Here is a 23,209-nt window from a genome sequence, read left to right on the forward strand (position 1 = left end):
TTAATTAATTTTTTCTATAAGTAGGAACCAGTAAATAATCCATTAAAAAATTAGGAATGCGTTGTTCTAACCAACCTTGTCTTTTCTCGGCGATAAATCCTACATGACCTCCATATTGACTCAATTCTAAGAGAATATCAGGAGATAATTCCTTGGACGTTGGAAGGATGTCAGATGTCATAAAAGGATCATCTTGAGCATGAATAATTAACGTAGGGGTTTGGATTTGAGGGAGATACTGTCGTGAACTGGATTTTTGATAGTACTCATCTACGCTGGCAAACCCATGCAATGGGGCGGTGACTTGTTCATCAAATTCATATAGGGATTTGATTGAATAAAGCCTCTGTTTTGAAAGTGGTAATTGGTCATTTACAACATCCAACTTTTGTAAAAAAACCGTGCGCAATTTTTCTAACAAATGGTTTTGATACACGCGAGAAAATCCTTTATTTATTTTCTGAACCACGTTTTTTAGTTGGAACGGCACCGAAACTGCAACGGCAGCATCAATTAGAGATTGAGAGCCTGTTTCGCCTAACCATTTAAGGAGTACATTGCCACCCAAAGAGATACCTACCACTGCTTTTTTGGTTGTAGGCTCCCTAAGTTTCATTGTATTGAGCAAAAAAGCTAAATCAGCGGTATCACCTCCGTGATAAAAACGTGGCAGGCGATTCGGTTCTCTACTTGCCCCACGAAAGTTCATCAAAACAACGCGATAACCTGATTCATTGAATGCATCGAATAAGGTTGCAACATAAGCAGAGTTCTCGCTGCCACCTAATCCATGTAAAAGAATAATTAAAGGCGCATCATTTTTTAATCCATTAGTTCGCCAGGCTAAATCAATAAAATCACCATCAGGCAACTCAAGTCGTTCATAGGCGTCGACAATGGCATTTGTACGATGAGTTAGCGTTCGATACAGAGTTTGGCCATGCATATTGGTGAGCCACCATGCGGGCTTAAATTCACTATGAATGATCATACTCTAGTTCCTATAGTTGAGACTTATTTAATCTCTTTAGTATTACTTTGGCCTCTAAGTATAAAATAATACTAAATGGAAATAAATGCGAACTGATAAGTTGTACTTTAGATCGGGTTTTCATTGCTAAAGAGGGGCATCTGCATTTAAATTATCTCTTTTCAGTCTGTTTTACAGACCCTAGATTCAATGAAATTACGTGATTACGGTTAATTGAGATGATGTTTCCATCGTTACGGGAGGGGTGATGCAAGTCAAGGCGGCAGTAGCTTATGAGGCTGGAAAGCCATTAGCAATTGAAATGGTTGAATTAGAAGGGCCTAAAAAGGGTGAGGTACTTGTTGAAATTAAAGCTACAGGTGTTTGCCATACGGATGCGTTTACTTTATCTGGTGATGATCCTGAAGGTCTTTTCCCAGCGATTTTAGGACATGAAGGTGCGGGTGTTATTGTCGATGTAGGGGCGGGGGTTACTTCCGTTAAGCCAGGTGATCATGTGATCCCTTTGTATACTCCTGAATGCCGTCAATGTGAATATTGCCTTTCCCAGAAAACCAACCTTTGCCAATCAATTCGCACAACACAAGGTCAAGGGCTAATGCCTGATGGAACGAGTCGTTTCAGTCTTAATGGCAAAAAAATATTCCATTATATGGGGACATCAACGTTTGCCAATTATATTGTCTTACCTGAAATTGCTGTGGCTAAAATACGCGAAGATGCTCCCTTTGAGAAAGTCTGTTACATCGGCTGTGGTGTGACTACAGGTATTGGGGCTGTTATTTACACTGCAAAAGTGACTCCTGGATCTCGGGTTGTTGTTTTCGGTTTGGGAGGTATTGGGCTTAATGTGATCCAAGGTGCACGCATGGTTGGTGCAGAGCAGATTGTAGGGGTCGACCTTAATCCTCAGCGCCGGGCTTTGGCAGAAAAAATGGGCATGACGGATTTTGTTAATCCTTTAGAGCTCGGCAATGATTTAGTACCCCATCTTGTTGAGTTGACTAAGGGAGGGGCTGATTACAGTTTTGAGTGTGTAGGGAATGTAACGCTGATGCGCCAGGCACTGGAGTGCTGCCATAAAGGTTGGGGCGTTTGCACTGTGATTGGGGTTGCTGGAGCTGGACAGGAGATTTCTACGAGACCATTCCAACTGGTTACAGGCAGGGTATGGAAGGGCTCGGCATTTGGTGGGGCACGTGGGCGCACTGATGTACCTAAAATTGTTGATTGGTATATGCAAGGGAAAATTAATGTAGATGATTTAATTACCCATGTTCTTCCTGTTGAAGAGATTAATCAGGCTTTTGATTTAATGAGCCAAGGGCAATCAATCCGTACAGTGCTCACGTTTTAAAGTGTGTTTGGGGGAGTAAATTAAATGACTATCGAACTTATTGAAGAACATTATTGCTTTGGTGGTATTCAACGGGTCTATACCCATCACTCCGATTCGACCCATTGTACGATGCGTTTTGGTCTTTTTTTACCACCTCAAGCACAGAAACAAAGTGTGCCTGTATTGTATTGGCTTTCTGGGCTAACCTGTACAGAGCAAAATTTTATTACTAAAGCTGGTGCACAACGAGTTGCTGCTCAATTAGGTATTGCGCTGGTTGTTCCCGATACTAGCCCACGAGGAGTTCATGTGCCAGGTGATCAGGAGCATTATGATTTTGGTATTGGCGCCGGATTTTATGTAGATGCCACACAAGCTCCATGGTCAAAACACTATCAGATGGCAACTTATGTACATGAGGAGTTACCTGGCCTGTTGCAACAACAGTTCCCGCTGAATCATCAAGCCTGCGGAATCTTCGGCCATTCAATGGGAGGGCATGGCGCGCTTACTCTCGCATTGAAATATCCCAAGCAATATCGTTCGGTCTCTGCATTCGCACCTATTTGTGCTCCATCTCAATGCCCATGGGGACAAAAGGCGCTCACAGGTTATTTGGGTAACAATAAAAATCAATGGAAAGAGTATGATGCGTGCGAACTGATCATAGATAGAGGATGGCCGCACCAACACATTTTAATTGATCAGGGGAAGCAGGATCCTTTTGTAAAGGAGCAACTCAAACCCGAATTATTTCAGGAAGCTTGCTTGAAGGCAGGGGTTGAGCTGAAACTGCGTATGCATGAGCATTATGATCATAGCTATTATTTTATCACGAGCTTTATCGAAGAGCATTTAATGTTTCATGCGTCACGATTACATGCAAACAATAATTAAAAATGAGCACATAATTCGTCTATAATTAGGGGTAGAAATCATGGACGGAGAAAAAAATGAATAAAAGAGCACCTTTAACTGTTGCCGGAATTATTCTTGCTTTAGCTGCCGTACTCCATGTTTTACGTATTATTTATCATTGGAAAGTATCTGTAGCAGGCCACAATTTTTCAATGACAGCCAGTATTATTGCGTTGATTATTACAGCGATTCTCGCACTATGGATGTTTGTTGCGGCGATCAAGAAATAAAGTATGTATAATGGTTTTATTTTTAGATTCTTTGTTAAAGAGTCATGAGCTGATTTAGGATAAACTAAAAATAAAACCTATGAAAATGAATCATCTATTAAAAGTAATTCTGGCCAGTGCTTCCCCAAGACGCTTGCAAATTTTGCAAGAGCATGGGCTGTCTGCAGTTGTTATGCCAGCCAATATTGAAGAAATTCAACAAAAAAACGAAGAAGCCAAAGGATATGTCACGCGACTTGCCAGGGAAAAAGCACAAGCTATTTTATCACAAGTTGAAACAGGTTCAGCGGATTTAATTCTGGCAGCAGATACTACCGTGGCTTATCAGAATCATATTTTAGAAAAACCTCGCGACCATGAAGATGCATATAGAATGCTGTGCATGTTAAGTGGTGGCTCGCATGAGGTCTACACTGGCTATGCTCTAGTTTTTTTACCCGAGCAAAAATGGTGGATTGATTGTGTGACAACCCATATTACGTTTCATACGCTTACAGAGCAGCAAATACAAAATTATATTGATTCAGGTGATCCCTTTGATAAAGCGGGGGGATATGGCATTCAGAATGTGTATGATACGTTTGTTAAAGAAATAAAAGGCTCGTATTACAATGTGATGGGGTTGCCCATAGAAGACATTTTGCAAAAAATGTCTTCTTAGATGAGCGGTCGTTCATACTTCTGAAAAGTAGGCTGGGCTGTTAAGCCCAGCATTCCAAATATTTCTTCGGAAGTAAGAATTTATTTTAAAATGGCTGGGCTTAACAGCCCAGCCTACTTTTGGGGTACGCATACGTTCACGTCGAAGTGCGTTGTTTAAATCAGTTTATTTTTTTCCAGAATCTATGCACTGTGCTCGCGATTCTTGCAAAAACAATCGATAACATGATCATTAACCAAACCTACTGCTTGCATGTGGGCATACATAATTGTTGAGCCGACAAAACTCATCCCTCTTTTTTTCAAGTCTTTGGATAAGGCGTCAGATTCAGCTGTACGTGCGGGGACTTCTTGAAGTGTTTTGGGATGATTTATTTTGGGACTTCCATTTACAAATTGCCAAATGTAGTTATCAAAAGAACCAAATTCTTGGGCGATCTGCAGAAATACTATGGCATTCTTGCGTGCTGAAAAAACTTTAAGACGATTACGAATAATCCCGGAATCATGAAGCAAGTTGTTTAATTCTTCATCGCTCATTTTTGCCACAGCATGAGGATCAAAGTGTTTGAATGCCTTGCGGTATGCTTCACGCCGTTTGAGTATGGTTTCCCAACTCAAACCTGCTTGTGCCCCTTCAAGTATGAGCATTTCAAAGTGTTTTTGATCATCGTGTACGGGAATGCCCCATTCCTTGTCATGATATTCTTCATAATAAGGTTTGCCAGTCCCAACCCAAGCGCAGCGTTTCATAATGAGCAACTATCTCCTATAAATTTTTATCCATGAATTTGCTTAATCATAGCGTTTTTAAGGGGTAAAGACTATTTAAATCCCGTTTTATTCAGGTAAATCGCCTCTTTTCGAGTAGTGTTTGCCTAAGAAACACTGGCTTCGTCTTGTATTTGTTCAGGAATGGCTTAAAATTCACTACATACAATCATATTATATTTAGAGAACTTCATGTCCGATTTTTATCAGGATTTTAATACACGACGCACCTTTGCAATTATCTCTCATCCTGACGCAGGTAAAACAACTGTAACCGAAAAATTACTTTTGTTCGGAGGTGCAATTCAATTGGCTGGAACTGTAAAAGGACGTAAAGCCGATCGGCATGCGACCTCAGACTGGATGGAAATGGAAAAAGAACGTGGTATTTCTATTACTACTTCGGTAATGCAGTTTGTACATAATCAACATGTCATGAATTTGTTAGATACCCCAGGACACGAGGACTTTTCTGAGGATACGTATCGTACTTTGACGGCAGTAGATTCTGCCTTGATGGTTATTGACGTTGCTAAAGGGGTTGAGGATAGAACAGTTAAATTGATGGAAGTCTGTCGTTTGCGCGATACACCGATTATGACTTTTATTAATAAGCTGGATCGTGAAGGCCGTGAGCCTATTGATTTGCTGGATGAGGTTGAATCTGTGTTAGGGATTCAATGTGCTCCGGTTACTTGGCCTGTAGGTATGGGCAAACGTTTTAAAGGCATTTATCATCGCTATGAAGATATCGTTTATCTATATCAACCTGGAAAAAATGCACAAAAACAAGAAGCAATGCAAATTAAAGGCTTGGATAATCCTCAGCTGGATGAAATATTGGGCGAAAGTGCCCAAGAGTTGCGTGAAGAAATTGAATTAGTAAAGGGGGCTTCTCATGAGTTCAATTTGGAAGCTTATTTAGCAGGTAAAATGACACCAGTCTATTTTGGTTCTGCGATTAATAATTTTGGTATTAAAGAATTATTGGATGATTACGTACGCTATGCTCCAGGTCCACAACCGCGGACAGCCCAAGAGCGTATCGTATCTTCTGATGAAAATGCGTTCAGCGGATTTGTGTTTAAAATCCAGGCTAATATGGATCCCAAGCATAGGGATAGAATTGCTTTTTTACGAATTTGCTCCGGAGCTTATAGAAAAGGAATGAAGCTCAATCACCTACGTATTGGTAAAGAAGTGCAAATTGCGAATGCATTAACTTTTATGGCGGGTGATCGCTCACATACAGAGGTTGCTTTACCTGGTGATATTATTGGTTTACATAATCATGGAACCATTCGCATAGGTGATACCTTTACTCAAGGAGAGCAATTAAAATTCACTGGTATTCCTAATTTTGCCCCTGAGCTGTTTCGGTTGGTGCGTCTAAAAGATCCTTTAAAGAGTAAGGCGTTATTAAAAGGTTTGATTGAATTATCTGAAGAGGGTGCAACACAAGTATTTCGACCATTAAATAGCAACCAGTTAATCCTGGGAGCAGTAGGTGTGTTGCAATTTGACGTGGTAGCTCATCGCTTAAAACATGAATATAAAGTGGATTGTATTTATGAAACAGTGAATGTCGCTTGTGCACGTTGGGTTTACTCTGATGATGATAAGGCAATGAGTGAGTTTCGAACCAAAGCACATGATTATTTGGCTTTAGATGGAAGCGATGCTTTGATGTATCTTGCTCCAACGCGTGTTAATTTAACAATGGCTGAAGAGCGTTATCCTAAAATTAAGTTTCATGCGACAAGAGAACATTAGAGTTTATTGTAGCCCGGGTTCCGCTTTGCTGCACCCAGGCTACAATATAATTAAATGATTATGCGGTACAAATTGCTTTAACTGTATGTTGACCAAAATTTGTGATTTCAACTTTTGCACCAGATTCGGCACTTATCTTCAGATTTTCACCTGGATGGACGGTGATTCGTAAAGATTCTCCAGCTGACAAACTGACGTCATTAACCTTTCCTTTTTTAGCTAATGCTGTAACTACAAATTCATCGCTTTCGTCTTCTGTAGCGATCTTGCAATTGGCTTCTACTGGCCAAAATAGGTAGTTAAGAAATATTTGCGGATCATTACTCGGCAATTCATATTCAATAGTGACTCCTCGTTGGAGTAAATGACTTTCTGTAGAATACGCGTTTGTACTTAAAGATGCAGCGACGCACAACAAGCCAAGTCCAAGTTTTCGTAGCATTATATAACTCCGTAACAGTAAAACGAGCTAAGATACCCTTATTTCATAGGTATGGCAAACGAATATTCGTCGATTGAATAGTAGAATTATAGGGCTGGATATCGAGTGGAGTCTTGGTTTATGTACGTAAACGTATGCGTGTCCGTGAACGTCCCCGAAAAAGTGGTCTCAGCTAATATAAACATTAGCTAGAGGCATACAGGAGTTTTTCGGGCACGCATATGTTGCCATGTTCAAATAGCAGATATATCTACTACAATGCCTCCAAAGCCTTTGCAATCGATTCGGTCATTGCTTTAGCATCACCAAAAAGCATGTACGTATTATCATGATAAAACAAATCGTTTTCGACTCCTGCATAGCCTGGAGCCATACTTCGTTTAACAAATAATACATTTCTTGCTTTCTCTACTTCCAAGACTGGCATGCCATAAATTGGCGAACTCGGATCCGTTTTTGCTGCGGGATTGGTTATATCATTCGCTCCAATAACATACGCTACATCACAGCTTGCAAAGTCTCGGTTAATTTCACTTTGTTCAAAAACTCTATCATAAGGAATATTGGCTTCAGCAAGTAACACATTCATATGCCCAGGCATACGACCAGCAACAGGGTGGATTGCAAAACGAACTTTGATATTGCGGTGTTCTAGGGCATCAACCAATTCTTTAACAGCATGTTGCGCATGCGCTACGGCCATGCCATATCCAGGCACAATGATTACGTCTTTTGCATTATTTAAGAGGAATGCAGCATCTTCACCATTACCTTGTCGTACTGTGCGCGATTCATTGGTTGCATTAGCCTGTGAATGGCTCCCTGATGATTGGATGCCGCCAAAAATCACATTAAAAATAGAACGATTCATTCCAACGCACATAATGTAACTCAGAATGGCTCCACTCGCACCTACTAAAGCTCCTGTAATCACCAGTAAATGGTTGCTGAGTGTAAATCCAATACCTGCTGCGGCCCATCCTGAGTAGGAGTTCAGCATGGATATAACCACAGGCATGTCTGCGCCACCAATAGGAATAATGAGTAATACACCCAGTAAAAAGGCTATCCCAGCCATTACACTAAACAGTGTGAGTGTTTGATTCATTAAAAACAAGACAAATAAAATGAGGATGACTAATGCTGCAATTAGGTTAATCTTATTATGACCCATGAGTTTAATGGGGACTCCTGACATAATGCCTTGCAATTTGAGAAAAGCAATGACTGAGCCTGAAAAAGTGATGGCTCCGATAATTAAACCAAGACTCATTTCGACGAGGCTTGCTTTGGCAATTGCTCCTGGATCGCCAATATGAAAAGAAGTAGGGGATAGGAACGCACAAAAAGCAACTAAAACTGCGGCCATCCCCACTAATGAGTGGAATGCTGCGACAAGTTGCGGTATGGCTGTCATATTAATTTTGTAGGCAATGTAGGTTCCTATGATACCCCCTGCGATGATTAAACCAATAAGTAGGGGCTGATGATATGTTGTCGGCATCATCAAGGTCGAACCTACTGCAAGGATCATCCCGGCAATTCCTAAAAGATTTCCCCTGCGTGCTGATGCAGGACTAGCTAGACCTTTTAGCGCTAATATAAAACACACAGCTGATAATAAATAAAATAAAGGAACCAGAGTTGTCATAAAAAATCATCCTTATTTTTTATACATACGTAACATACGTTGGGTTACAACAAATCCACCAAAAATATTAATTGAGGTAATAAATATTGCTAGACCCCCAATCCAGGTGATTTTCCCTGTGAGCTGGCTACCCGCCGCAATAAGTGCCCCTAAAACGATAATACTTGATATGGCGTTGGTCACCGACATTAACGGGGTATGTAGTGCTGGAGTGACTTTCCAAACCACATAATATCCAACAAAGCAGGCCAAAACAAAAATGGTCAGTATGGCAATGTATGGATTTCCGAGAGAGTTCATCTCATGCATTTTGCGTCTCCTTTTTTACCTGGAACGGTAGGTATTGATTCTGATGACAAAGTACGGCCTGCTGAATAATTTCATCGTTAGGGTTTAATGTAATTTCGGGTGGGTTCTGGGCCAATAGATTAATTAAATGTACTAGATTATTGGCATAAAGCTCACTTGCAGTAGCTGGCACTAGTCCTGCCATGTTACTTACACCAATGATGGTTACTTCCCCATGTTTTACTGTTTTATCAACAACACTGACTTCACAATTTCCACCGCGGGAGGTTGCAAGATCAACGACAATCGAACCGGGTTTCATTTGCGCTACAGTTTTTTGGTACAATAATATAGGTGCTTTTCTACCAGGGATTAAGGCTGTGGAAATAATGATGTCGGCTAGTTTAGCGTATTGATCAATAAGTTCTGCTTGAAGTTTTTTATATTCTTCACTCATTTCAGAGGCATACCCGCCTTTAGTTTCATTGTCTTGATCCTGACTTACTTCAATAAATTCTGCGCCTAAACTTTCAACTTGTTCTTTTGCTGCACGGCGTACGTCGAATGCATAAACTACGGCACCTAAACGTTTGGCTGTAGCTATGGCCTGTAACCCTGCGACTCCAGCACCGAGAACAAGCACTTTAGCCGGTTGAATCATTCCTGCAGCTGTCATCATCATAGGAATTGCTCGATGAAATTGGGAACATGCTTCTAAGACCGCTCTGTAACCTGCTAAGTTTGCTTGTGAGGATAGACTATCCATGCTTTGGGCACGACTGATGCGCGGTATAAGGTTCATTGAAACCAGTGTAATTTGATTTTCCTTACACCAGGTAATTAATTTGCTTTCTGGCTCATTATCGATATGACCTATGACCAAAGCGCCTTGAGATAAACCCTCTAGATCTTTGGGATCAGGTTCATTAATGCAAAGCAGGATATTGGCTTTTTCCAATATGTTATTTTTATTCTGAATCGATACACCAACGTGTTCATAATCTTGATCTCTAAAACTTGCAGCGAGTCCTGCATTTTTTTCTATAGCGACTTCAAAACCTGACTTGATAAAGTGTTTTGCCGAGTTAGGCGTGATAGCTACTCGAGTTTCATTACCTGGTGCTAGTAGGGTTGCAATCATCATGGGGTAAATCCTTTTTACCTAAATATTTCATTATCCTATTGTAATTTAGACTGATTTTCTATAGTAGAAGTTAGATTTTGACAAATCTAGTATGGATGTTTTTTGTAACTAAGTAGGCGGGTTGCTTGGTTTACTTTGTTCTTCCTGCAAACTGTCTACCTCGATAGCCAACGCAATTTGATTGGCGCATGACTCTAGAAGCTGTATTTTTTCAGGTGTCATGTAATCACCATTCTTAGTAGGTTGGACTCTCAAAACGCCCATTGTACCGCGGGCGCCAAGTAACGGTATAAACAATGCATTAGAAAATGAGAGCGTATCAGTTCCTGAGCCTGCTTTTTGTCCTAGTTCAAATACCCACTGGGCAATGCTGTATTCTTTTTCATCTAATTCTTGATGTGATTGTGCTCTGGCGCGCACGACAAGGCGCTCATTCTTGGGTAAGAGCGCGATAATTTCACAGTGAAAAATTTCTGAAATAAAATTGACTCCCGTTCTTAGTAGTCTGACTATTCCCCGCGTTCTTGATAACCTGCGACTTAAGGTATATAAGACGGATGTTTGGTATTCTGCAAGACGCGCAATTTCTGATTGGCGGCGGGTGACTAAAGTTAATTGGCAGATAATTAGTGCCATAATGAACATCATAAGTAAAGTGAAGAAATAATCGGATTGTGCGATTAAAAAACTGTAGTAAGGCGGAATAAACCAATAATCATAAATAAAAATGCTGAGAAAAATTCCTAAAATTGCAGGTCCTGTAAGGCCTAATAAGGCAATACAAATCATTCCTATTAAATAAACTAGGGTTATACTGGTTTCGTTGACCAGAGGATAAATGAAATAGTTAACCAATGTCGTGACGGCGACAATGCTGGTTGATAAAAGATAGTAGAACCAAGACGTCTGTGGTTTGAGAGGCGATTTTTCTCTTGATCTTTTTGATGCCATAGTTATGGTATACACATCAATTTCACCGCTATAGCGTAAAATTTCATCGGCCAAACTACGAAAGAAAAAATTTTTCCAGCGTGTACGAATTTGCTTGCAGATCATAATTAGGGTGACATTTTGCTCACGAGCAAAATTGATAATTTCTTTAACAAGGTCATAAGCCATTAAAATATGGGTTTCGGCACCTAGCTGTTCTGCAAAAAATAAATTCCTTATGGCTTGGTTTCGTTGCGTTATGGATAATTGAGTTCGAGTAGAATCAACATATACTGCAATCCAATCGGCTTGTAGGCTGGTTGCCATCCTTTTGGCAGCGCGAATCAATTTATGTGATTCGGGCCCTGGGCCAACGCAAACAAGTATTTTTTCCATGATGGGCCAGATGTGTTTAATACCTTGGCCTTGCCTGTATAAAAGCACCTGTGTATTAACTCGTTTTGCTAAAGTACGTAATGCCAATTCACGTAGCGCCATCAAGTTACCTTTGCGAAAATAAAACTCTGCTGCGAGGCGTGCTTGTTTGGGAACGTAGACCTTCCCTTCGGACAGGCGCTTTAATAAATCTTCTGGGGCTAGGTCGACTAACTCAATTGTATTGGCTCGTTCTATCATAGCGTCAGGAACAGTTTCCTGAACAGGGGCGTGAATGATTTGGGAGACATCATCATTGAGGCTTTCTATATGTTGCACATTAAGGGTTGTACACACATCAATTCCACGGTCCAATAATTCTTTAATGTCTTGCCAGCGCTTTTTATGGCGGACACCACTCACATTGGTATGGGCCATTTCATCCATGAGAATTAATCCCGGATTTCTTTTCAGGGCAGCATTCAGATCAAACTCTTGTATTTGTTTTCCGTGATAATCAATCGTTACTTTAGGCAAGACGACAAAGTTTTTAAGTATTTCTTCAATTTCAATTCGTCCATGTGATTCGACGATACCTACTACAATGTCTAATCCTTTAGCCTGTTCTTGCATTGCTTCAAGTAGCATGGAGTGCGTTTTTCCTACTCCTGGTGCGGCACCAAGATAAATTTTGAATTTGCCACGTTGTTTTTGCTGTTCCTCTTCTATTACCTGTTGTAATAATGCATTGGGATCCGGGCGATTATCAGTCATTTAGTAGTCCTTATATGATCTAGAGCTAAATTAAGCTCCAACACATTGATTCGAGGTTCTCCTAAAAGATGCAAGGTACGTTTTTTTATGAATTGATTGACTAATACTTGAATTTCTTGTTCTGAAATATTGCGTGCTTTGGCAATACGAGGTATTTGATAAAAGGCTGCGAGCGGGCTTATTTCAGGGTCCAACCCACTACCAGACGCAGTGACTAAATCCACTGGGGTTAAGTGCTTGGTCGTTTCATTTTGATTTGCTGCAGTGTATTGCTGAAGTTTAGTGAGTCGTTTTTTTACGGTATCCAAAAACTCTGGATTGGAAGGACCCATATTTGAACCTGAAGAACTCATTGCATTATAGGGAAATGGGGTAGTGGCCGAAGGCCTTCCCCAAAAATAATTAGGTGCATCAAAGTATTGTCCAATAAGTGCAGAGCCAATCGGTTTGCCATTGTGCTGTAACAAACTGCCATTTGCTTGATAAGGGAAAAATATTTGTGCTAACACAGTAACAAGTGCAGGATAGATTATGCCTGTCAGAAGTGAAAAGAGTAGTAGGAAGATTAAGGCTGTTTTGATTTGTTTTAGGGCATCTATAATCATTTTTTTATCCTATCAGACCCAACATTGTTAAGAGCATATCAATCAGTTTAATGCCAATAAATGGAACGATTAATCCACCTATCCCATAGATAATTACGTTTTTTCTAAGGAGTTGGGCTGCAGGAAGCCGTCGGTATTTTACTCCATGTAAGGCTAACGGGATGAGAAAAACAATAATTACTGCATTAAAGATTACGGCGGAAAGTACCGCAGTTTGTGGCGTATTAAGATGCATGATATTGAGGACATTCAGTGCGGGATAAGTACCTGCAAATGCAGCAGGTAATATAGCAAAATATTTAGCAATATCATTGGCAATACTAAATGTCGTTAGAGAGCCGCGTGTCATGAGTAATTGTTTACCAATTTCAACTACTTCAATTAATTTAGTAGGATTGGAATCCAGATCGACCAAATTGCCAGCTTCTTTTGCGGCTTGTGTTCCTGAATTCATGGCTACTGCAACATCAGCTTGTGCAAGTGCTGGCGCGTCATTGGTCCCATCACCAGTCATTGCTACTAAATGACCTTGGGCTTGTAAGTCACGAATCAATTTAAGTTTATCTTCGGGCTTTGCATTGGCAAGAAAATCATCTACACCGGCTTCACCGGCAATTGAGGCGGCGGTTAGAGGGTTATCACCGGTTACCATGATGGTTTTAATCCCCATTTGTCTTAATTGCGCAAATCGCTCACGAATTCCGCCTTTGACGATGTCTTTAAGGCGAACAATGCCTAGTACTTTTTTGCCCTCTGCAACAACTAGTGCTGTTCCTCCTTGGCGCGAAATAATTTCAACATTAGTTTTTACATTTTTAGGAACGTGACCTCCTAACTCAGTGATGTATTCTTCGATGGCCTCGGATGAACCTTTGCGAATTTGCCGAGTTCCAAGATTTGCACCACTCATACGTGTTTGTGCCGTGAAGGGAATAAATGTTGCATTCAACCGTGCAAGTGCTCTGCCGCGTAACTTATATTTTCTTTTAGCAAGAATAACAATACTTCGACCTTCGGGAGTTTCATCAGCAAGAGAGGCTAATTGAGCTGCGTCGGCTAAAGCTGTGACATCAACTCCTTCTGCTGGAATAAATTCGGTGGCTTGTCGGTTACCTAAGGTAATTGTTCCTGTTTTATCAAGTAATAAAACGTCAACATCACCTGCGGCCTCAACTGCGCGCCCAGATAGGGCTATGACATTGGCTTGAATCATGCGATCCATGCCGGAAATACCAATTGCGGAAAGTAGTCCGCCAATCGTTGTTGGTGCTAAACACACAAAAAGTGCAACAAGTATCGTGATTGAAATTGCTGATCCCGATTTCGTGATAGCTACACTGAAAATTGAAAAAGAAAGTAGGGTGCTACAGACTACCAAGAACACGATAGTTAATGCGGCAAGTAAAATTGTTAATGCCAGCTCATTTGGCGTTTTTTGTCTTTTTGCGCCCTCTACTAGGGCAATCATTCGATCTAAGAACGTTTCACCTGGATTAGAAGTAATGCGGATGATAAGCCAATCGGAGATAATTTGAGTGCCTCCAGTTACCGCACTTCGATCCCCGCCACTTTCACGAATTACCGGGGCGCTTTCGCCGGTGATGGCACTTTCATTAACCGAAGCAATCCCTTCAATAATCTCACCATCACTAGGAATGAAATCGCCAGCTTCAACCAAAACCAAATCCCCTGCACGTAATTGCACTGATGGAATGATAGTGAATTTTGCACTTTTAGATGCCTTTGCTAACTTTTTAGCTTGAATTTCTCGTCGTGCTCGACGTAGCTCTTGTGCTTGAGCTTTGCCACGACCCTCTGCCATGGCTTCTGCAAAATTAGCAAATATAAGTGTAAACCACAGCCATAAACTAATCGCTAGAATAAACAAAGGTGACGCTTCTCCATCTCCTAGCAGCGCTTGTATAAAAAGTGCCGTAGTGATAATTGAACTCACATAAACGGTGAACATGACTGGGTTTTTTATTTGGAGGCGAGGGGTTAATTTTAAAAATGCATCGAGCAGGGCATTTCTAATAATGCTAAAATCCCAAAGAGAATGTGATTTAGTACCCATAGTTCCTCCAAAGCATCAAATGCTCCACAATTGGGCCAAGAGCCAGAGATGGTACAAAGGATAATGCACTGATAACAATAACAATACAGACTAATAAGGTGATAAACAGTGGTCTATGAGTGACCAATGTACCCAAACTGTTAGGAATCCGTTTTTTTCTAACGAGCGAACCTGCAATTGCAAGTGCGGGAATAGCAAGCCAATATCGACCAATCAGCATCAGTACGCCTCCGACAATATTGTAAAAAGGAGTATCGGCATTTAATCCGGCAAAAGCACTGCCGTTATTATTTGTCATAGAGGTAAATGCATAAAGTATTTCTGTAAAACCGTGTGCACCTGGATTAGCAATAGAATTGGTCCCAGAGGTTGTTACCGACGCGTAAGCCGTTACGATGAGCACAACTAAAGGCATAATTAACACGGCAATGGAGGCCATTTTCATTTCATAAGGTTCAATTTTTTTACCTAAATATTCAGGTGTTCTACCCACCATAAGTCCTGCAACAAACACCGTGAGAATAACCATCATTAACATTCCATATAGCCCAGAGCCAACGCCTCCAAAGCTGACTTCGCCCAGATGCATCATCCATAAGGGAAACAAGCCACCTAAAGGCGTAAATGAATCAAGCATGGAGTTGACTGAGCCGTTGGAAGCTGCTGTTGTAGCTGTTGCCCAAATTGCTGAATTGACAATACCAAAACGCGTCTCTTTACCTTCCATATTGCCCGCGGGATAAAGCTGGGATTGGGCTATGGTATCAATTCCCATTTGTTGAAATGCGGGATTGCCTGCTTGTTCCACTATAACCTCAAGTATTAAGCATGGAGCAAAAAGAATGGACATAGCGATTAATATTGCCCAGCCTTGTCTTTTATCATGAACCATGGTGCCAAACGTAAAACAAAAAGCAGCTGGAATGAGCAAGATTGCTGCCATTTCCAGAAAATTGGTCAATGGAGTCGGATTTTCAAATGGATGGGCGGAGTTTGTATTGAAAAAACCACCTCCATTAGTACCTAGTTGCTTAATGGCAATTTGCGAGGCTACCGGTCCCATAGGAATGACTTGTTCCGTTACTTTTATGGGGGTTGTTTCAGGCTTGCCTTGACTATCTAATACTGTTTTACCTGTTGTATCAGTGACAGGTTGTTGATAGCTAAAGGCCTGTACCAGGTTTATTTTCTGATACGGTTTAAAATTTTGAATGACCCCTTGAGCGCATAGGATAAGTGAAAAAATGAAGGACAAAGGCAATAAAATATAAAGTATTCCACGCACCATATCCACCCAGAAATTTCCCAGGCCCTCGCTTTCATGTTTTATGAGGCCACGTATTAATGCAACGAGTAATGACATGCCCGTTGCTGCAGAAATAAAGTTTTGTACGGTGAGTGCAAACATTTGCGTAAAATAACTCATTGTTGTTTCGCCACCATAGGTTTGCCAATTGGTATTGGTGGCAAAGCTTACTGCAGTATTAAAGGCTGAATCAGGAGATGGGGAGGTGAATTCTTGTGGATTTAGTGGAAGATAGAATTGGACACGTTGTACGAGATAAACGAGCAGCAAACCTGCTAGGTTAACAAAGAGCATGGCCGCTAAATAGGTTTTCCATCCCATTTCTTCTTGAGTATGAATCCCACAAAGCTTGTAGATGAGACGTTCAAAAGGTTTTAAAACAGCATCTAAAATACAAGGACGACCTTGATACACTTGCGACATGTACCAACCCAATGGTTTGACAAGGAGTAATAAAAAGAACAAGTAAAAGACAATTTGTAGAAAAGCAGGTTTTGTCATAAGGGATCCATTCCCATGTTAAAATTAAATCCATGCGTTTAGAATAACTCTGGTTTGAATAATACTATTAACAAATAGATTAACAAACAAAAAGCAATTATTCCGCAGGTTAAGTACAAGCTCATGACTCACTCCTTGATAAAGAATCAAAGAATCGGATTAGCCGCAAAGACAAGCTAAAAAAGACTAGAACAAGAAAGATTAATAAAATATCCATGTGCACGAAAGTCCATTATAGAAAGCGTGTATTTAATTATAATTCAGGTTTAACTGTTTGATTATAGTGGTTATACATAAAAAAGGACAATGGAACAAGTAATGAGCGGAGATGTTTCAGGGGCTTGCGTCATCTGGTGTTGCATCCAGGCTACAATACAAATAAAAAAGGCGTATTATTTTTATACGCCTTTTTATGGAATCGGGGATAGACAGTAAGATTGAGTACAGTCCTTTTTACCAAGGTGGACTCCTCTGGAGTGTTTTAGGCTTCTTAGTACATGCTAAGCTTGCTCACCGCACCCTCACTCTGGCTCCCAAAGTAATAATGTTGGCTGAACAATGTGTACTGTCTATGATTCTATGATAGGCCACTCTGAGCGCTAATGCCACTTGATTTCTCGGGTTTTTTGCAAAGATTTCGTTAAAGTTGGGTTGAGGGTAATTAATGTATTGAATTAATTAGAAAAAATAGAGGCATAAGAAATTTGTGTGATGTAGCCTGGACAAAACGAAGTGAAAACTGGGTTTCTCTATATTACACCTAGGCTACAAAGCTTTAAACCATTTGCTTAACTATGTCGTTGAATACCAAAAAAAGGAACAGCCATGTAGGCTCTTCTTGTCGCATATTTTTGAGGCGCTTTGCCTGTTTGTAGAAAAATTTGGGTATAGTAAAGTTTACCTTGTTTGTCACGAGCAACGCCTATTCCTGTTAGATTATAGTTACCTACAATATTTCTTCTATGCCCTGGACTACGAACCCATTGGCTGACTACGATTTGCGCCGTTTTATAGTTGTATGCAACATTTTCAGCACCACCACCCGTATTTTTAATTTGTGAGCGCAGTTTAGCAATGCGTTTTCCAAAGTCTTGATGGCCAAAAGACATGCGGTGGCTGGCCATATCCTGAGAGTGCTGTTTGGCTTGAATTACAATATTATTATCCATGGTGAGTTTAGATAAGCCGTGTTGTTGTCTGTATTCATTAATATAAAATAAAACGGCATTTTGAATGGCGGTATCATTTTCAACATGCTTTGCTGCGGTGGCTGCATAAGCACAAGGTAATAAATTAAAAAAGATAGAACTTAAAATAATTATTCTGGTTTTTAAAGACATAAGCATTCTCTTCATGGAAAAACAAAAAGAAGGGAATGGTGACTAAAAAAAAACCATTTGTCTAGAGTCAATAATGAATTAAATGAAATCAAAATAAAAAAATAATATTCATTTTGATTTAAAAAAATAAACCGTTCAACGAGTAAGTTAATGACTTAAATTGGCTATAGCGTCTTTTAAATCTTCAACTTCACCGGAATAATGAAAGTAAATTCGTTTTTTTGAGCAGTCTATGATGCACAGTGGTTCTTGTGGCTGATCACCAAATTGTTTGAATATCCAGAATATTCCATCACTATGCTGGTTTTCTATTTCTTTTAACAAGTCCACCATTTTATCATTTTCCAAGGCAGAATGTGGACAATTCAAACCTGATGTGCCATGGGTTATTTTATAGGCGTAATGTTGTTCTTTCATGATAATACTCCCTGCAAATCAATAGAGAAGTAGATCCATTTTGATTACATTATAGCTTACGAAAGGTCACATTTGGCATTCAAATCTGACTTTTTCCAAGATTGTTACTTGTTGCTAAAAGACAGGGGTTTTGTAGTTCTGCACCCAGGCAACAAAAACTAAGAGATATGGGGCCGGATTAGAGTAGCGTAATCCAGGGGGTTAGAGGTTCACAGACAATCCTAAGAGCACTGCATGTAATGTGGGTATGCTTGACAGCTGTTCTTTTTTAGAGCAGTTGTCCAGATGAAAGTTTGGCCCATTTCCACTAAATATTCCTTGGTACAATAAGTTCAAACTTGCCAATGCGGTAATTGGATAACCAAAGCCGGCTTGTACTTCACCTGCTAATTGAGAAATGTCATTTAGAGGCTCATTCTCATCTCGCCAATGTCTGTAGGCAAGCCCACCTTTAAGTTGGGCAAAAAAAAGACTATTTCCCAAGGGGTCACTTTTGGTGGTAATTAATAAATCCAGGGTAGGAGCAAGAGTGGTTTGCATTGGTATCCATTTTTTAAGCGCGTGGAACGTTTCTCGGGGCATATTTATTTTTAATCGGGTCCCAGTTTGCAGGCCTAATTCCAAGCCTAATGCAATATTTCCTGCAAGCATCATCTCATTAGCGAGGGCTAATCGTCCTATTGGAGCACTTTTGTCTCTGGAAGAGATTTGATAATTACCGGTACCCCCACTTGCGGTAATAGACCATGGCTGATCTTGTGATGTCAGTTTAGGGAAATAATCACCAGCGAGTGCATTAAATGATAATAAAATTCCTATTATAATTAATTTCATATGCCATATCCCTAAATGAATTGTTCATAATCATACTCTTGCATGCCAATAATAAGAATTTTTTAGTTCCATCACTGCAAAAGTACCTATGGGAATAGTAAACATAAAAAACGGCAGGCACTTTCAGCATAAGATAACCGCTTTTTATTGAGTTTTGGCGGAGAGAGAGGGATTCGAACCCTCGATACGTTTCCGTATACACACTTTCCAGGCGTGCGCCTTCGACCGCTCGGCCATCTCTCCGATTCGGGCAAGCTTATACAGGTCGGATAATAAAATCAACCCTTGTGTAGGCCTAAATTCATAACTTATCTACATAATTTATATTGATATTGTATATACTATGAGTAAATGGCTCTAAAGAGACTGTTAACAGTTCATTTACTGTTGCTCTTGTGGCCGAATAAATTGTTAGCGCGCTCTACTTAAAAGGATTGAATTATGTTAGCAAAAACTTTTATTTTAATTTTGAGCCTTATTTTATCAAGTTCTCTTTGGGCTAATATTACATGTTACTACACGCTAGTTAAAGACAGTTGCTGGACAAAATATGATGTATCTGTAGATGTAATGGACGCAGTATCTGCTAAAGTCCTAACCACTGTCACCGTACCCGCTGGAAAATCTTGGATGCGACAGACTTTTCCTTGTGATGCTGGTCAAAAATTAATGTATCGAGCTCAATTTTCTCCAGTTTTTTGGGAAAGTGATAAAGGTAAAACGTATATAGCTAAAAACTATTGGTCTTTGCCAAATACAATTAATCCTGGTGATTCGGCTTGGAATGTCACAGTGTGTTATCCAAATGACTTTGCTCAGGTTCCTCTACCCCCGGATGTATCAGGTAATTGCAGTTGCAATCTTGATGATCTTCCGGCGATACCACCAAAAAAGATATAAATGGCATTATTTTTTATCTTTGTGTATGATTCTCGCTACAACATTAACTAATTTTTTAGGAAGGATTTTCCTATATTTGTTGACGGAGCGATTGATGATTACTCTTAGAAATAAAATTGGTCAAATGTTAGTTATGGGTTTTGATGGTTGTGATATTCACGACAAAAGCCCTGTTGCTGAATGGCTGTCTGCCGACGGATTAGGTGGCGTTCTGTTATTTGATCAAGATATTTCTACAGGTGTATACGGTAAGAATTTAAGAAATCAGGCGCAAATTAAACGTCTAACTCATCAACTCAATCATTATTCTTCAGAAATAAATTACAAAAACAATGAATTACCCTTATTAATTGCCATAGATTACGAAGGGGGCGCTATCGATCGTCTGTCACGAATTGAAGGATGTATGCCCACTATGAGCGCTCTCAATATGGCACAATTATCACCTGAGGCGCTTCAAGCTGAATTGACGCAAATGGCATTTACTCTAAAGTCGTTAGGATTTAATCTGAATTTCGCTCCAGTTGTTGATTTGCATTTACAAGAAGAGCAAGGAATTATTGGCAGTTTACACCGTAGTTTTTCAACAAGTCCTGATGATGTAATTCATTTGGCTAAAAAATTTGTGCATATTTTTCATCATTATGGTATTGCATGTTGTTATAAACATTTTCCTGGCCATGGCAGTGCGTTGGGAGATACTCATAAAGGATTTGTGGATGTTACTAATACATTTCATAAAGAAGAGTTGGTTCCTTATTACCAATTAGTAAAAGATATTGATAAGCCAACCTTGATTATGACGGCGCATGTCGTGAATAAACAGCTGGATAAGCAAGGACTACCTGCTACTTTATCCTATGATATTTTAAACGGTTTGTTACGTGAGACTATTCGCTATGACGGAGTCATCATTGCTGATGATTTACAAATGCAAGCCATTACAGATCATTATTCACTCGAGGACGCTCTATGCATGACCATCAATGCAGGGGCTGATATGCTTATTTTTGCGAATCAATTAGCAAAGATTACGGCTCCAGAAGTGATTGAGGTGATTGAGCGGCTTGTTTTTGAGCAAAGAATAGAGCAGCAGCGTATTGAAGATGCTTACCGTCGAATTATTCGTTTAAAACAACAAATCAAGTGCATTGAATTGGTTGATTGATTGCTGAACTTCAAAAAGTTAGAGTATCGTACATATTTACGAGAATGGATGTGAGCTCGAAAAATTAGGCTGGGCTGTTAAGCCCAGTATTTCACAATATACCGAATTTCCCCGAGAATTGCTGGGTTTAACAGCCCAGCCTACGCTTGTAAGGTTAGTTTTTCGGGCACGCAAATATAGGTAAGAGAGCTCCTGGTTTTTGCCCTGATCGTGTTAAAGACTTTAAAATCTCTTGACGAACAAACTGGATGTGTTAAAATATTTCTCACTGTACATATTTTAATCAGTTAAGTGTAAGGCTTTTATGTTAACTCATTCGCATCAAGCAAAGCATCGTTCAACGCTCACCCATTTTAAACTGGTTTCTTGTTGTTGCTGCTAATCTATTCTTTCTTATCGCTTATTTTCTTAATTTTTTAAGGATCACCAACATGTGCGCAGCGCATCAACAACAAAAAAAACTCATTTTCAGTACTCCTGTGATTTATGCTTTAATGATTGGTTTGGGTATCGTTAGTGGTATGTCAAACATTGCCGTTTTGAAAGAAACTGGCCTATTAATTTCTGATTTATTTATTAAACTTTTTAAGTGTATCAGTCTACCCATTATTTCTTTATCCATCATTGTTACCTTAGCAAACTATAAAACTGATGGGTATATGAAAAAAATCTGGCAGCGTACCATTAAGTATACGTTTTCTACTACCATAGTGGCCGCTGTGATTAGTTGCTTGCTTTACATCATTATTCAACCGAGCTCAGTGCAAGTTAATTTGGATGCGCAAGCAGTCAAATCAGCGAGTAGTTTAGGTTATTTGGGATATCTGGCAAATATTGTACCTACTAATCTATTATCTCCTTTTCTTGAACAACAAGTCATGGGGGTATTGTTCTTAAGTATTATTATCGGTATTGCGACGCGCCAAATTCCTGATGAACAAGCGCGTGACACCATTACTCGTTTTTTCCGTGGTGCACACGGCATGTTTTTAGTGATGACGCGTTGGATTATTGCTGTGATTCCTCTGGGATTGTTCGGGTTTATCACCTCAACCGTGGTGCAACTGCGCTCAGGCATGGACATCAAAGGGATAGGTGAGTATTTACTGATCGTTGTTTTAGCAAATTTAGTCCAAGGTTTTGTGATCTTACCTTTATGGCTAAAAAAGAATAAGATTCAGCCTTTTGCTGCAATGCGCGCCATGCTGCCTGCATTATCCGTTGCCTTTTTTTCTAAGTCTTCTGTAGGGACTTTACCTGTTACGATGAATACTATAGAAAATAATTTACAGGTAAAGCCTGCTGTAAGTCGTTTTGTTCTACCTTTATGTACCAGCATTAATATGAATGGTTGTGCTGCCTTTATTTTCGCTACGGTGATTTATTTAATGCAGAATCATGGTATGCCAATTTCCTACGGCACAATGGTTTTATGGGTATTTGTTGCTACTGTTGCTGCGATTGGTAACGCTGGGGTTCCCATGGGATGTTTCTTCTTGAGTATTAGTTTATTATCCAGTATGAACGTTCCTATTGTCCTCATGGGCGTCATTTTACCGTTCTATGGTTTAATTGATATGTTGGAAACTGCTTTAAATGTTTGGTCTGATGCATGTGTGACTAAAGTTGTGAATGATAAAGCAATTGCCGAGGAGCAAGGCGAGTTAAAGCCCCGCAAAGTATCGCCATATGAGCCTGAACTAGGTTAATTCATTAAGACAAATGTAGCCTGGGTGATGCGAAGCCGAACCCGGGTTCCGCTTCGCATCACCCAGACT

Annotated in this window: 22 protein-coding genes, 1 tRNA gene and 1 other RNA gene; 8 read left to right on the forward strand and 16 right to left on the reverse strand. The window is 40.0% G+C overall.

The genetic code is table 11. The features are described from left to right. Positions 1-4: 4 nt before the first annotated feature. Positions 5-991, reverse strand: a complete 987-nt coding sequence (locus tag Lste_RS02260; protein WP_058509464.1) for a hydrolase — start codon at positions 989-991, stop codon at positions 5-7. 247 nt (positions 992-1,238) lie between these two features. On the opposite strand from Lste_RS02260, the gene Lste_RS02265 reads away from it, so the two are divergent. The 4 genes from Lste_RS02265 to Lste_RS02280 all read left to right on the forward strand — a co-directional run bounded on the left by Lste_RS02265 (position 1,239) and on the right by Lste_RS02280 (position 4,139). Then, positions 1,239-2,348 carry an S-(hydroxymethyl)glutathione dehydrogenase/class III alcohol dehydrogenase gene (locus Lste_RS02265; RefSeq protein WP_058509465.1) on the forward strand — a complete coding sequence of 370 codons (1,110 nt, stop codon included), beginning with the start codon at positions 1,239-1,241 and terminating at the stop codon, positions 2,346-2,348. A 24-nt stretch (positions 2,349-2,372) separates the two neighbouring features. Further along, on the forward strand, positions 2,373-3,227 hold the full coding sequence (fghA, locus tag Lste_RS02270; protein ID WP_058509466.1) for an S-formylglutathione hydrolase: 855 nt from the start codon (positions 2,373-2,375) through the stop codon (positions 3,225-3,227). A gap of 56 nt (positions 3,228-3,283) precedes the next feature. Further along, positions 3,284-3,478 carry a hypothetical protein gene (locus Lste_RS02275; protein WP_058509467.1) on the forward strand — a complete coding sequence of 65 codons (195 nt, stop codon included), beginning with the start codon at positions 3,284-3,286 and terminating at the stop codon, positions 3,476-3,478. 79 nt (positions 3,479-3,557) lie between these two features. Continuing rightward, positions 3,558-4,139 carry a Maf family protein gene (locus tag Lste_RS02280; protein WP_058509468.1) on the forward strand — a complete coding sequence of 194 codons (582 nt, stop codon included), beginning with the start codon at positions 3,558-3,560 and terminating at the stop codon, positions 4,137-4,139. 182 nt (positions 4,140-4,321) lie between these two features. Here the strand turns inward: Lste_RS02280 and Lste_RS02285 are convergent, their stop codons facing one another. After that, positions 4,322-4,891: a DNA-3-methyladenine glycosylase I gene (locus tag Lste_RS02285; RefSeq protein ID WP_058509469.1), complete on the reverse strand. Its 570-nt coding sequence runs from the start codon at positions 4,889-4,891 to the stop codon at positions 4,322-4,324. A gap of 210 nt (positions 4,892-5,101) precedes the next feature. Here Lste_RS02285 and Lste_RS02290 point away from each other — a divergent pair, with 210 nt between their 5' ends. After that, positions 5,102-6,682, forward strand: a complete 1,581-nt coding sequence (locus tag Lste_RS02290) for a peptide chain release factor 3 (RefSeq protein ID WP_058509470.1) — start codon at positions 5,102-5,104, stop codon at positions 6,680-6,682. Positions 6,683-6,740: 58 nt separating this feature from the next. On the opposite strand, the gene Lste_RS02295 is transcribed toward Lste_RS02290, so the two are convergent. The 14 genes from Lste_RS02295 to Lste_RS02350 form a co-directional block, all read right to left on the reverse strand. After that, the gene (locus Lste_RS02295) at positions 6,741-7,124 is read right to left on the reverse strand and encodes a hypothetical protein (protein WP_058509471.1); all 384 of its coding nucleotides are present in this window, start codon (positions 7,122-7,124) and stop codon (positions 6,741-6,743) included. 253 nt (positions 7,125-7,377) lie between these two features. Beyond that, on the reverse strand, positions 7,378-8,775 hold the full coding sequence (locus tag Lste_RS02300) for an NAD(P)(+) transhydrogenase (Re/Si-specific) subunit beta (protein ID WP_058509472.1): 1,398 nt from the start codon (positions 8,773-8,775) through the stop codon (positions 7,378-7,380). Positions 8,776-8,787: 12 nt separating this feature from the next. Continuing rightward, on the reverse strand, positions 8,788-9,084 hold the full coding sequence (locus tag Lste_RS02305) for a proton-translocating transhydrogenase family protein (RefSeq protein WP_058509473.1): 297 nt from the start codon (positions 9,082-9,084) through the stop codon (positions 8,788-8,790). After that, positions 9,077-10,207, reverse strand: a complete 1,131-nt coding sequence (locus tag Lste_RS02310; RefSeq protein WP_058509474.1) for a Re/Si-specific NAD(P)(+) transhydrogenase subunit alpha — start codon at positions 10,205-10,207, stop codon at positions 9,077-9,079. The genes Lste_RS02305 and Lste_RS02310 overlap by 8 nt, the downstream gene beginning before the upstream one ends. A 108-nt stretch (positions 10,208-10,315) precedes the next feature. After that, positions 10,316-12,286: a DUF4118 domain-containing protein gene (locus tag Lste_RS02315; protein WP_058509475.1), complete on the reverse strand. Its 1,971-nt coding sequence runs from the start codon at positions 12,284-12,286 to the stop codon at positions 10,316-10,318. Further along, a complete protein-coding gene (kdpC, locus tag Lste_RS02320; RefSeq protein WP_193393378.1) occupies positions 12,283-12,891 on the reverse strand; it encodes a potassium-transporting ATPase subunit KdpC in 609 nt (202 codons plus the stop codon). Before kdpC ends, Lste_RS02315 begins: the two co-directional genes overlap by 4 nt. Positions 12,892-12,895: 4 nt before the next feature. Beyond that, positions 12,896-14,965: a potassium-transporting ATPase subunit KdpB gene (gene kdpB / locus Lste_RS02325; protein WP_058509476.1), complete on the reverse strand. Its 2,070-nt coding sequence runs from the start codon at positions 14,963-14,965 to the stop codon at positions 12,896-12,898. Next, on the reverse strand, positions 14,955-16,772 hold the full coding sequence (gene kdpA / locus Lste_RS02330; protein ID WP_058509477.1) for a potassium-transporting ATPase subunit KdpA: 1,818 nt from the start codon (positions 16,770-16,772) through the stop codon (positions 14,955-14,957). Before kdpA ends, kdpB begins: the two co-directional genes overlap by 11 nt. A gap of 38 nt (positions 16,773-16,810) precedes the next feature. Then, positions 16,811-16,897, reverse strand: a complete 87-nt coding sequence (locus Lste_RS19775) for a potassium-transporting ATPase subunit F (RefSeq protein ID WP_083503892.1) — start codon at positions 16,895-16,897, stop codon at positions 16,811-16,813. Between the two features lie 297 nt (positions 16,898-17,194). Continuing rightward, a non-coding RNA gene (ssrS, locus tag Lste_RS18525) (6S RNA) lies at positions 17,195-17,346 on the reverse strand. Between the two features lie 214 nt (positions 17,347-17,560). Further along, on the reverse strand, positions 17,561-18,112 hold the full coding sequence (locus Lste_RS02335) for a CAP domain-containing protein (RefSeq protein WP_058509478.1): 552 nt from the start codon (positions 18,110-18,112) through the stop codon (positions 17,561-17,563). 147 nt (positions 18,113-18,259) lie between these two features. Then, on the reverse strand, positions 18,260-18,529 hold the full coding sequence (locus Lste_RS02340; protein WP_058509479.1) for a hypothetical protein: 270 nt from the start codon (positions 18,527-18,529) through the stop codon (positions 18,260-18,262). A 201-nt stretch (positions 18,530-18,730) separates the two neighbouring features. Further along, entirely contained in the window at positions 18,731-19,363 is a 633-nt protein-coding gene (locus Lste_RS02345) for a hypothetical protein (protein WP_058509480.1), read from the reverse strand. A gap of 155 nt (positions 19,364-19,518) precedes the next feature. After that, a tRNA-Ser gene (locus tag Lste_RS02350) sits at positions 19,519-19,606 on the reverse strand. A 198-nt stretch (positions 19,607-19,804) separates the two neighbouring features. On the opposite strand from Lste_RS02350, the gene Lste_RS02355 reads away from it, so the two are divergent. The 3 genes from Lste_RS02355 (at position 19,805) to Lste_RS02365 (ending at position 23,140) form a co-directional block, all read left to right on the forward strand. Then, a complete protein-coding gene (locus Lste_RS02355; RefSeq protein WP_058509481.1) occupies positions 19,805-20,263 on the forward strand; it encodes a hypothetical protein in 459 nt (152 codons plus the stop codon). A gap of 94 nt (positions 20,264-20,357) precedes the next feature. Then, complete coding sequence (locus Lste_RS02360; RefSeq protein WP_058509482.1) at positions 20,358-21,431, forward strand: glycoside hydrolase family 3 N-terminal domain-containing protein; 1,074 nt, start codon at positions 20,358-20,360, stop codon at positions 21,429-21,431. 431 nt (positions 21,432-21,862) lie between these two features. Continuing rightward, the gene (locus Lste_RS02365; RefSeq protein ID WP_058509483.1) at positions 21,863-23,140 is read left to right on the forward strand and encodes a dicarboxylate/amino acid:cation symporter; all 1,278 of its coding nucleotides are present in this window, start codon (positions 21,863-21,865) and stop codon (positions 23,138-23,140) included. The last annotated feature ends 69 nt before the right edge of the window (positions 23,141-23,209 follow it).

It is taken from the genome of Legionella steelei (assembly GCF_001468005.1).
Classification (GTDB): Bacteria; Pseudomonadota; Gammaproteobacteria; order Legionellales; family Legionellaceae; genus Legionella; species Legionella steelei.

What these genes read in the sequence shown, in the direction of transcription:
- Lste_RS02260 (WP_058509464.1), bottom strand. Translation starts at nt 991, where the DNA reads ATGATCATTCATAGTGAATTTAAGCCCGCATGGTGGCTCACCAATATG.
- Lste_RS02265 (WP_058509465.1), top strand. Translation starts at nt 1,239, where the DNA reads ATGCAAGTCAAGGCGGCAGTAGCTTATGAGGCTGGAAAGCCATTAGCA.
- fghA (WP_058509466.1), top strand. Translation starts at nt 2,373, where the DNA reads ATGACTATCGAACTTATTGAAGAACATTATTGCTTTGGTGGTATTCAA.
- Lste_RS02275 (WP_058509467.1), top strand. Translation starts at nt 3,284, where the DNA reads ATGAATAAAAGAGCACCTTTAACTGTTGCCGGAATTATTCTTGCTTTA.
- Lste_RS02280 (WP_058509468.1), top strand. Translation starts at nt 3,558, where the DNA reads ATGAAAATGAATCATCTATTAAAAGTAATTCTGGCCAGTGCTTCCCCA.
- Lste_RS02285 (WP_058509469.1), bottom strand. Translation starts at nt 4,891, where the DNA reads ATGAAACGCTGCGCTTGGGTTGGGACTGGCAAACCTTATTATGAAGAA.
- Lste_RS02290 (WP_058509470.1), top strand. Translation starts at nt 5,102, where the DNA reads ATGTCCGATTTTTATCAGGATTTTAATACACGACGCACCTTTGCAATT.
- Lste_RS02295 (WP_058509471.1), bottom strand. Translation starts at nt 7,124, where the DNA reads ATGCTACGAAAACTTGGACTTGGCTTGTTGTGCGTCGCTGCATCTTTA.
- Lste_RS02300 (WP_058509472.1), bottom strand. Translation starts at nt 8,775, where the DNA reads ATGACAACTCTGGTTCCTTTATTTTATTTATTATCAGCTGTGTGTTTT.
- Lste_RS02305 (WP_058509473.1), bottom strand. Translation starts at nt 9,084, where the DNA reads ATGCATGAGATGAACTCTCTCGGAAATCCATACATTGCCATACTGACC.
- Lste_RS02310 (WP_058509474.1), bottom strand. Translation starts at nt 10,207, where the DNA reads ATGATGATTGCAACCCTACTAGCACCAGGTAATGAAACTCGAGTAGCT.
- Lste_RS02315 (WP_058509475.1), bottom strand. Translation starts at nt 12,286, where the DNA reads ATGACTGATAATCGCCCGGATCCCAATGCATTATTACAACAGGTAATA.
- kdpC (WP_193393378.1), bottom strand. Translation starts at nt 12,891, where the DNA reads ATGATTATAGATGCCCTAAAACAAATCAAAACAGCCTTAATCTTCCTA.
- kdpB (WP_058509476.1), bottom strand. Translation starts at nt 14,965, where the DNA reads ATGGGTACTAAATCACATTCTCTTTGGGATTTTAGCATTATTAGAAAT.
- kdpA (WP_058509477.1), bottom strand. Translation starts at nt 16,772, where the DNA reads ATGACAAAACCTGCTTTTCTACAAATTGTCTTTTACTTGTTCTTTTTA.
- Lste_RS19775 (WP_083503892.1), bottom strand. Translation starts at nt 16,897, where the DNA reads ATGAGCTTGTACTTAACCTGCGGAATAATTGCTTTTTGTTTGTTAATC.
- Lste_RS02335 (WP_058509478.1), bottom strand. Translation starts at nt 18,112, where the DNA reads ATGTCTTTAAAAACCAGAATAATTATTTTAAGTTCTATCTTTTTTAAT.
- Lste_RS02340 (WP_058509479.1), bottom strand. Translation starts at nt 18,529, where the DNA reads ATGAAAGAACAACATTACGCCTATAAAATAACCCATGGCACATCAGGT.
- Lste_RS02345 (WP_058509480.1), bottom strand. Translation starts at nt 19,363, where the DNA reads ATGAAATTAATTATAATAGGAATTTTATTATCATTTAATGCACTCGCT.
- Lste_RS02355 (WP_058509481.1), top strand. Translation starts at nt 19,805, where the DNA reads ATGTTAGCAAAAACTTTTATTTTAATTTTGAGCCTTATTTTATCAAGT.
- Lste_RS02360 (WP_058509482.1), top strand. Translation starts at nt 20,358, where the DNA reads ATGATTACTCTTAGAAATAAAATTGGTCAAATGTTAGTTATGGGTTTT.
- Lste_RS02365 (WP_058509483.1), top strand. Translation starts at nt 21,863, where the DNA reads ATGTGCGCAGCGCATCAACAACAAAAAAAACTCATTTTCAGTACTCCT.